Raw genomic sequence first — 7,069 nt, forward strand, 5'->3', positions numbered from 1 at the left:
TTCAAGTACTTTCCTTATTTCTTCATATCTCCTGTACTTCCGGTAAACCCGTGAAGTAAAAGAACAGCTCTTTTTCCACCTCTGTATGTGAATGACTCAGGTGCTTTCACTTTCATCTATCTAGGACCTTCTTTCTTTGCTCATGTTGATAAATAGAATCTAAATGATTTTCGAAAAAAAATCAATTAATACCCCTTGAGTAGTGATTCTTCTATCCTATTCCGAATTTTCATTAAAACAATTAAATCATGTATATTGTATCCTTACCACACTCTTAACAACTCATCCGTTCCGAAGCACATTTTACTATGATTAAAATTATTTAGCAATCGTCATTTAACCATTTTTTTTAAGAAAAGTAAAATGCACCTTGTGATACGATGTACACCATATTACACTAAAAATGAAAAGGAGGAGAATTTATTTGGATAAAGAATTAATGAAGGGAAGCATTGACCTCCTTTTACTTTCACTTCTCTCACAAAAAAGGCTATACGGCTATGAAATCACGAAGATCTTGAAGGAAATGAGCATGGGAAAATATCAAATAAGTGAAGGCACCCTCTACTCCGCCCTTAAACGATTAGAAAAAAAGGAATTCATAACAGGCCATTGGAAAGAGTCAGATTCAGGCCGCAGGAAATATTATCACGTCACCGAAAATGGACAAACCGAACTTGAAAGGAAACGAGAATGCTTTTACTTCCTGGAAAAATTAGTCCGGAAAAGCGCAGAGCAATTCTAAACAAAATAAAAAGCTCCCTGCACCCATTACTTGGAAAGGCGCAGGAAGCTTTTTTTTGCTGAGTTTTGGGCTGTTTACTCGTGAATCCATACTGCACTCATGATTTCACACCGTTTACTCGTGAGTTTCGCACTTTTACTCGTGAGTTTCGCACTTTTACTCGTGAGTTTCGCACTTTTACTCGTGAATTTTGCACTTTTACTCGTGAATTTATACTACACTCATGATTTCGCACCGCTTACTCGTGAATTTATACTACACTCATGATTTCGCACCGTTTACTCGTGAGTTACTCCGTTCACGCAAAAAAAAGACCTAATTAGGTCTTTTTTTGTCTATTCCTTTATGCTTGCGATAATTGGCGCAAGAGAGCTTCATACAATCCCCTTGAACATGCGGGCCATATTTTTCACGAAAAGCCTCGAGGCAATAGCATTTATCTTTTTCTTTTTTGGTTCCATCCATCGAGTGCATCCCTCCTAGCTTTAACTGGAGACTACACGTTTCTCCAGCTCTACGTTAATTCGTCCCAACAGTACGGCACCAATTGACTGAATGATCGTTTTAACGATGATTTGGCCGATGACCGCAGCGGGTACTGCTTCCCATGGCAATATATTGGCACCTAATGGACTTAGGCCAATCACGACAAATATCACCGAATCGAAAAACCCTCCAACGATTCCGCTGTAAAACACTCTCCAACTCATCGGGAGTTTTAAACGGGTATATATTTCCGTATCCGCTGTTTCTGCGACCACGAACGATAATGCGGAAGCAAATACAATCAATAACGTATCTCCTAATAAAAATGATACACACGCAGATAAAATAAGTGCAGTGACGATACATATATAGGTCTTTGCGCGGCCGAATTTATTCTGGACGAGATCTCGAAAGATGAAGGTTCCCCCGATGAGCAATGTACCCATCGGAATGATGAACATGCCAAAATGCAATGGCGCAAAAGCTGCTGTAACCACATTCGCCGTGATGATGGATACTAAATACAATAAAATTCTTAACATTTCTTAATTCTCCTTATACAGAAAAAACAGCACCCTAAGAAAGAGCACTGTTCCCCTTAGTTTTTTTGAGAGGGTAGCTAGAACCTCTTCCGCCCGAGCGGATTATCATTTTCCTTATTTATCGTAGCTTGAAAGCGATTGGAAATCAAGAAGTTTCCATATGGCTTGCACGGACAATGGTCAATTCAATGACTCTGGCGATTTTTGTCGCAGAAAACTGCTAGACCAGCTGTATATGAAAAGCCGAAAATGATTGATAGAATAATGTTACGATCTTGATATGAGGTATAAACGCGAGGAGGAAAAAGATGATAAAAAAACCATCGTTTGTTCATGCTATTTATATCGCAACCACACCAGAGAAGCTTTGGGAAGCCCTGACGAGCGGTGAAGTCACGAAGAGGTACCATTTTGGATGCCAAGTCCAGTCTGACTGGCAAGAAGGCTCAAGCGTTACATATATGCTGGAAGATGGGCGTATTACTGATCATGGTAAAGTACTCAAGTGTGAGCCGCTGCACCTGCTCTCGTTCACATGGAACATGCCAGGAGACGAAACACCTCGCGAGCAGCCTACTCGGGTCACTTTTATACTGCAGCCCATGGATGATTCGACTTTGAAATTAACGCTTAGGCATGAAGAGCTTCTGGAGACGGATTTCGTATATGATGATCATACCTTTGAAGGCTTGTATAATGGATGGCCAGCAATTCTAAGTAACCTGAAGAGCTTGCTTGAAACGGGACGGACCCTGCCGCCGATAACAGTAGATCGGGATAATTAAGTGGTAGTGGAAAACTTAAAAAAATTGAAAGAGAGTTGATAGTGATGGATACGCAAATAATCACGAAGTTTAAAATAGCCAAACCAACCAATGAAGTGTTTGAAGCCATAGTGGACCCAGAAAGAATCGGGAATTTCTGGTTCTCATCGAGTTCTGAAAGATGGGAACAAGGCAGGACGCTTACATTGAGATATAACGAATACGATGCTGAAGTGGCCATTCATGTATTGGAAGTAGAGGAAAATAGGAAAATCGTATTCTCATGGGGAGGAATTGATCAAGAAACGATTGTTACAATTACCCTAAAAGAGTCGGATAAAATGAGTACAATTATTGAAGTGAACGAATCAGGTTTGGAAGAGGACGATCCCGAATTGATAAATAAAATGATAGGACAAAAGGAAGGTTGGGTTTATACATTAACTTGTTTAAAGGGTTACTTAGAAAATGGGGTTAATACTTTGAGAGCATCCATAATTTTTTAATTCGTAAAGGGTGCTGGTTCAGATTAGATAGATCACTAAAAATGCAATTGGGCGTCCTGACTCCCGGCACAATGATACTTATGTTTTTTAAGCATGTTGGGTCCTATTGAGTCTTACCTTCTTTCCTTAATCAAGGTCAAAGAAAGCATACGGGAGGAGAAAAAACTCAAGGATGAATATCACACTTGAGTTTTACTTTCCGTATGGTTGGACATGACATTCAATCGGAAATCACTTTTAGATATATGCCCTTCGAAGCTTTTTCATAGGCTTCCATCCCCATTTTCTTGACTCTTTCTGATAAACTGGATGCTCTTAATAATTGGGTTCCTTCAATAACGGAAGGATCAATAAGGCGCACTTTATTTTTCCGATGTAAATCGTATTCCAATTGATTTTCTATCACGTTTACGTTACCATGGATCCGTTTTAACAGATTTTTCACCTCATGGTCTTCAGTGGAGCTTAACAAGGACATAACTTCTTCATCTGTACCGAGTAAGTCATCAAGGCTGATCAGATTTTTAGCCAAAGCCAATTTTAAGGTCTTTGCCAATACATCATAGCCATATATATTAAGTGGGTTCATGAAAAAATCAATAACTTCACTGTAATACGTTTTCACAAACCATTCCGCCGATTCAATATTATCCAGATACATCCTTCCATTTATTATGATTACATGGTCTAAGAAGTCTTGAACGGATTCCAGTGTGATATGTCCATATTGATACATATCCCGGAGAGTATAATCTACCCGATCGGCGCATAACTCAGGTGCTGGCTGTTCAAGCAATTCCCATTTTGATTGAACTATGACTTCACAATCAAATCCATACTTCTTCAGTATAAATGGGATTTCTGATTCCATAATGACATGAGCATATATCTTTTCATGATAATCTTCATCCTTACAATCCAAAACAAAATCAATAACATGTGAGAATGCAGTATGGGATACGTCATGCAGCAAGCCCGCGATTTGTTCCTCCAATGAACCTCCAAGCGCTTTAATTAAAATCATCACACCAAGTGAATGGTCAAATCGTGTAACGTCCCACTTCTCATTAACTAAATAACTTGCCCCGCCTTGATGTATCCCCTTTAATCTTTGGACGGGTTTGCTTAGAATCAGCTCTTCAATAACTCCCTCTACAATGTGTTTCCCATAGATACTATCCAAAACTATCAATAACTGCCGCCTCCCCCATTAGTAGGTGGTTCTGTAAAAATTATTTCCCCCTTTTCATTTTGCTCATATTGCCTTTTTGCCAATTTTATTATTTCTTCTTCATCATTCAAATCGATATCCCCTGGATTGACCTCATCAATTCCTTCTATTAGTATTACCTGATCTGGTTGATTCACTTTAAAAATGTCTTCTACAGGTTTCGTTTTATCTTTATACGGTTTAGTGAATAAAAAATAGCCGGTCAAGACTATGATAATTGAACCGAAAATACCGAATTTCTTTTTCATTTATTCATCCCCTCCAACGCTCTATCAATACCTCCATAATACCACAAAAGGTAATTAATGGTATTTAAATAAGCACAGCCCATATTTAGTTGGTTCCTTTTTTCTGTTACATGACATGTAATATTCCCTAGGCAATGTCCTGCATCCTCTCCTTTGCAACATAGGCGAAATTCCAGTTTACTAAATGGTAAAGTCCCCCTGAAAAAACAGTACTTTATAATATGATCCAATAGTTGACATTTAAAAATCAGTGAGGTATCCTTTTTATTAACCAGTGGTCAATAAATAAGGGGGTCTCAAGATGTCGCCAAGGAAATCGGCAGGTAAAGAACTGTCCAGGGACATGGTCTTGAATGAAGCCAGAAACCTTTTTGCAACGTTAGGGTATTCGAATGTCTCAATGAGGCAATTGGCTAAATCATTGGAATGCAGCCATGGAGCCATATATTATCATTTTAAAAATAAGGCAGAAATATTTTATAGTTTGGTGAAAACGGATTTTTCCGTTTTAAATACTTTAATCGATGATATCATCATGTCGGAAAATGACCCTTCTGTAAAAATGGAAAAGATTTTATTGTGCTTCTTGGAGTTCGGTTTAACCCAACAGAATCATTATTCCATCATGTTTTTATCGAAGGAAAAAGAAATTCAGCAGTTACTTCAATTCGATTCCAATAAAACATATGAAAAGCTAATCCAGTCCCTGACGGACCTAACGGACAACAAATTGAATCCTGCATCCATATGGTCGATTTTTCTTTCTCTTCACGGATTCATCACTTTTTATATTAATTCTGAACTATCTTATGAAGATGTTAAAGGCTTAGCTGATTTTCATGTAAAAAATATCATCGGAAACATCATATAATTTTTCCGAACATCATTGACCATCGGTCAAATAAACATTGGGGGTTTTAAAATGGTAAAGAAATTCCTTCATATTGAAGGACTCATGGTTCTTTTAGCTGTGATTTACATCTATTCGTTATATGAATTCAGCTGGTGGATATTCCTGTTATTGATTTTGTCTCCTGATGTTTCCATGCTGGCCTACCTGATCAATGATCGAATTGGAGCAAAGGTTTATAACCTATTTCACACTTATACCCTGTCCATCTTCATGATTTTGCTTGCCATTTTTCTAAAGTTCGATGCATTGTTGATGATTGGTTTAATTTGGACCGCACATATTGGAATGGATCGCTTATTTGGGTATGGCCTCAAATACACAACTTCCTTCAAAGCTACACATATTCAAAGGCTGTAAAAAGCTTAAAAGGCAGTGTGATTACTCCATCACACTGCCTTTTGCTCACTTTTCTTTATACGCCCCGCTTGTTGCCCCATATATAGGTATGCAGCTGGGGGAGCACTTTCACATCATTCAATTCATCATCTGCTATCACTTTGTCTATTAACTCTTCGTACTTCTTCAAAAGACCGCTGATCAATTGACGATCATCCGCCGTCCTGCTATCGTCATTGCCGACCTGCAAATAAAAAGGAATATCCGGGTAACGGCCATGTACATGTTTGGCATATTGATAATCTTCCTCATTAAAGACGACAATCTTCAATGAGACATGGTTTTCAGGATTTCGATTGGCAAGGTTCAAGAGGATTTGATCGAGCACCGTAAAGTCCGTGTTCATTTTAGAGCTCGGCGGCTTAGGTGAAATCGTCAGTTCATCAATATCGAGAAACCAATCCTGCCATCGGCTCCCTTGTGTTTCGACACCTATCTTCATTTTATTTTCATGCAAGATCGCTATCAACCCGTTTAGGTTTTTCAGCAGAGCCGGGTTTCCGCCTGATATCGTCACGAAGGAAAAACCGGAACCCCCAATTCGCTTCAGCTCATCCCATATTTCTCTAGCAGTCATTTGGACGGTATCTTCCTTACCGGTGCCATCCCAAGTAAATGCGGAATCACACCAGGCACATGAATAATCGCAGCCGGCCGTCCGAACGAACATGGTTTTTTGACCAATGACCATTCCCTCACCTTGGATGGTCGGTCCGAAGATTTCCATAACCGGGAGTTTACTCACTTTCCATCCACTCCCGTCTGGCTTCGGCATAGCTTGTCGGCGTTTCGTATAGTCGAACAAATTCGACTCTAGCACCCTCATATTCTTTTAATGAAAGGGCTTCGGCCATTTTTTCATAAATCCAGACAACCATATTTTCAGCTGTTGTATTCATGAGCGGCAGGGTTTCATTCAAATAACGATGATCCAGGTGGATTTCAATTTCATTTTTCCATATATCCTTGATGTCCCCGAAATCTATCATCAAACCGCGTGAATCCGTATATCCGCTCAATCCGAATATGACCTTATATGTGTGGCCATGCAGGTTCTTGCATTTTCCTTCATAGTCATGCAGATGGTGCGCCGCGTCAAAGGTGAATTCCTTACTCACGAGAACCCTCTTGGTTGTATACTTCAATTGGCTGCGCTGAATGTCTTCATCTATTTTTTGGAGTTTATCCACTATTGTAAAACCGTACATCATGAAAGCACCACCCGTCTGCTTACATAG

The 7,069-nt window shown here is 39.3% G+C and carries 11 protein-coding genes, 1 pseudogene and 1 riboswitch; of the genes and pseudogenes, 5 read left to right on the top strand and 7 right to left on the bottom strand.

The features are described from left to right. Positions 1-20 precede the first annotated feature (20 nt). Positions 21-116, bottom strand: a pseudogene (locus tag ACFVSH_RS20950) (carboxylesterase); the annotation flags it as partial. A 308-nt stretch (positions 117-424) separates the two neighbouring features. On the opposite strand from ACFVSH_RS20950, the gene ACFVSH_RS20955 reads away from it, so the two are divergent. Continuing rightward, complete coding sequence (locus tag ACFVSH_RS20955; protein ID WP_260285526.1) at positions 425-745, top strand: PadR family transcriptional regulator; 321 nt, start codon at positions 425-427, stop codon at positions 743-745. A gap of 315 nt (positions 746-1,060) precedes the next feature. On the opposite strand, the gene ACFVSH_RS20960 is transcribed toward ACFVSH_RS20955, so the two are convergent. Both ACFVSH_RS20960 and ACFVSH_RS20965 read right to left on the bottom strand, forming a co-directional pair. Next, entirely contained in the window at positions 1,061-1,210 is a 150-nt protein-coding gene (locus ACFVSH_RS20960; protein WP_387600966.1) for a hypothetical protein, read from the bottom strand. A 20-nt stretch (positions 1,211-1,230) separates the two neighbouring features. Next, positions 1,231-1,773, bottom strand: a complete 543-nt coding sequence (locus ACFVSH_RS20965; protein ID WP_048687567.1) for a VUT family protein — start codon at positions 1,771-1,773, stop codon at positions 1,231-1,233. A gap of 50 nt (positions 1,774-1,823) precedes the next feature. Further along, positions 1,824-1,866: riboswitch (PreQ1 riboswitch) on the bottom strand. 215 nt (positions 1,867-2,081) lie between these two features. Between ACFVSH_RS20965 and ACFVSH_RS20970 the strand changes: the two genes are divergently transcribed. Beyond that, positions 2,082-2,558 carry an SRPBCC family protein gene (locus ACFVSH_RS20970; RefSeq protein ID WP_387707640.1) on the top strand — a complete coding sequence of 159 codons (477 nt, stop codon included), beginning with the start codon at positions 2,082-2,084 and terminating at the stop codon, positions 2,556-2,558. Positions 2,559-2,602: 44 nt separating this feature from the next. Then, entirely contained in the window at positions 2,603-3,043 is a 441-nt protein-coding gene (locus ACFVSH_RS20975) for an SRPBCC family protein (protein WP_387600961.1), read from the top strand. 220 nt (positions 3,044-3,263) lie between these two features. On the opposite strand, the gene ACFVSH_RS20980 is transcribed toward ACFVSH_RS20975, so the two are convergent. Together ACFVSH_RS20980 and ACFVSH_RS20985 are read right to left on the bottom strand one after the other, a co-directional pair. After that, positions 3,264-4,235: an HD domain-containing protein gene (locus ACFVSH_RS20980; RefSeq protein WP_387600958.1), complete on the bottom strand. Its 972-nt coding sequence runs from the start codon at positions 4,233-4,235 to the stop codon at positions 3,264-3,266. Then, on the bottom strand, positions 4,232-4,522 hold the full coding sequence (locus ACFVSH_RS20985) for a hypothetical protein (protein ID WP_387707642.1): 291 nt from the start codon (positions 4,520-4,522) through the stop codon (positions 4,232-4,234). The genes ACFVSH_RS20980 and ACFVSH_RS20985 overlap by 4 nt, the downstream gene beginning before the upstream one ends. Positions 4,523-4,823: 301 nt before the next feature. Here ACFVSH_RS20985 and ACFVSH_RS20990 point away from each other — a divergent pair, with 301 nt between their 5' ends. Both ACFVSH_RS20990 and ACFVSH_RS20995 read left to right on the top strand, forming a co-directional pair. Continuing rightward, entirely contained in the window at positions 4,824-5,393 is a 570-nt protein-coding gene (locus tag ACFVSH_RS20990) for a TetR/AcrR family transcriptional regulator (protein ID WP_387600953.1), read from the top strand. Positions 5,394-5,444: 51 nt separating this feature from the next. Beyond that, on the top strand, positions 5,445-5,792 hold the full coding sequence (locus ACFVSH_RS20995) for a DUF4260 domain-containing protein (protein WP_387600950.1): 348 nt from the start codon (positions 5,445-5,447) through the stop codon (positions 5,790-5,792). 55 nt (positions 5,793-5,847) lie between these two features. Here the strand turns inward: ACFVSH_RS20995 and queE are convergent, their stop codons facing one another. Together queE and queD are read right to left on the bottom strand one after the other, a co-directional pair. After that, complete coding sequence (queE, locus tag ACFVSH_RS21000) at positions 5,848-6,576, bottom strand: 7-carboxy-7-deazaguanine synthase QueE (RefSeq protein WP_387600947.1); 729 nt, start codon at positions 6,574-6,576, stop codon at positions 5,848-5,850. Further along, entirely contained in the window at positions 6,569-7,039 is a 471-nt protein-coding gene (gene queD / locus ACFVSH_RS21005) for a 6-carboxytetrahydropterin synthase QueD (protein WP_192206177.1), read from the bottom strand. Before queD ends, queE begins: the two co-directional genes overlap by 8 nt. Positions 7,040-7,069 lie beyond the last annotated feature (30 nt).

Origin of the sequence: Peribacillus sp. NPDC058002, assembly GCF_042886655.1 — a bacterium.
GTDB lineage: Bacteria > Bacillota > Bacilli > Bacillales > DSM-1321 > Peribacillus > Peribacillus aracenensis.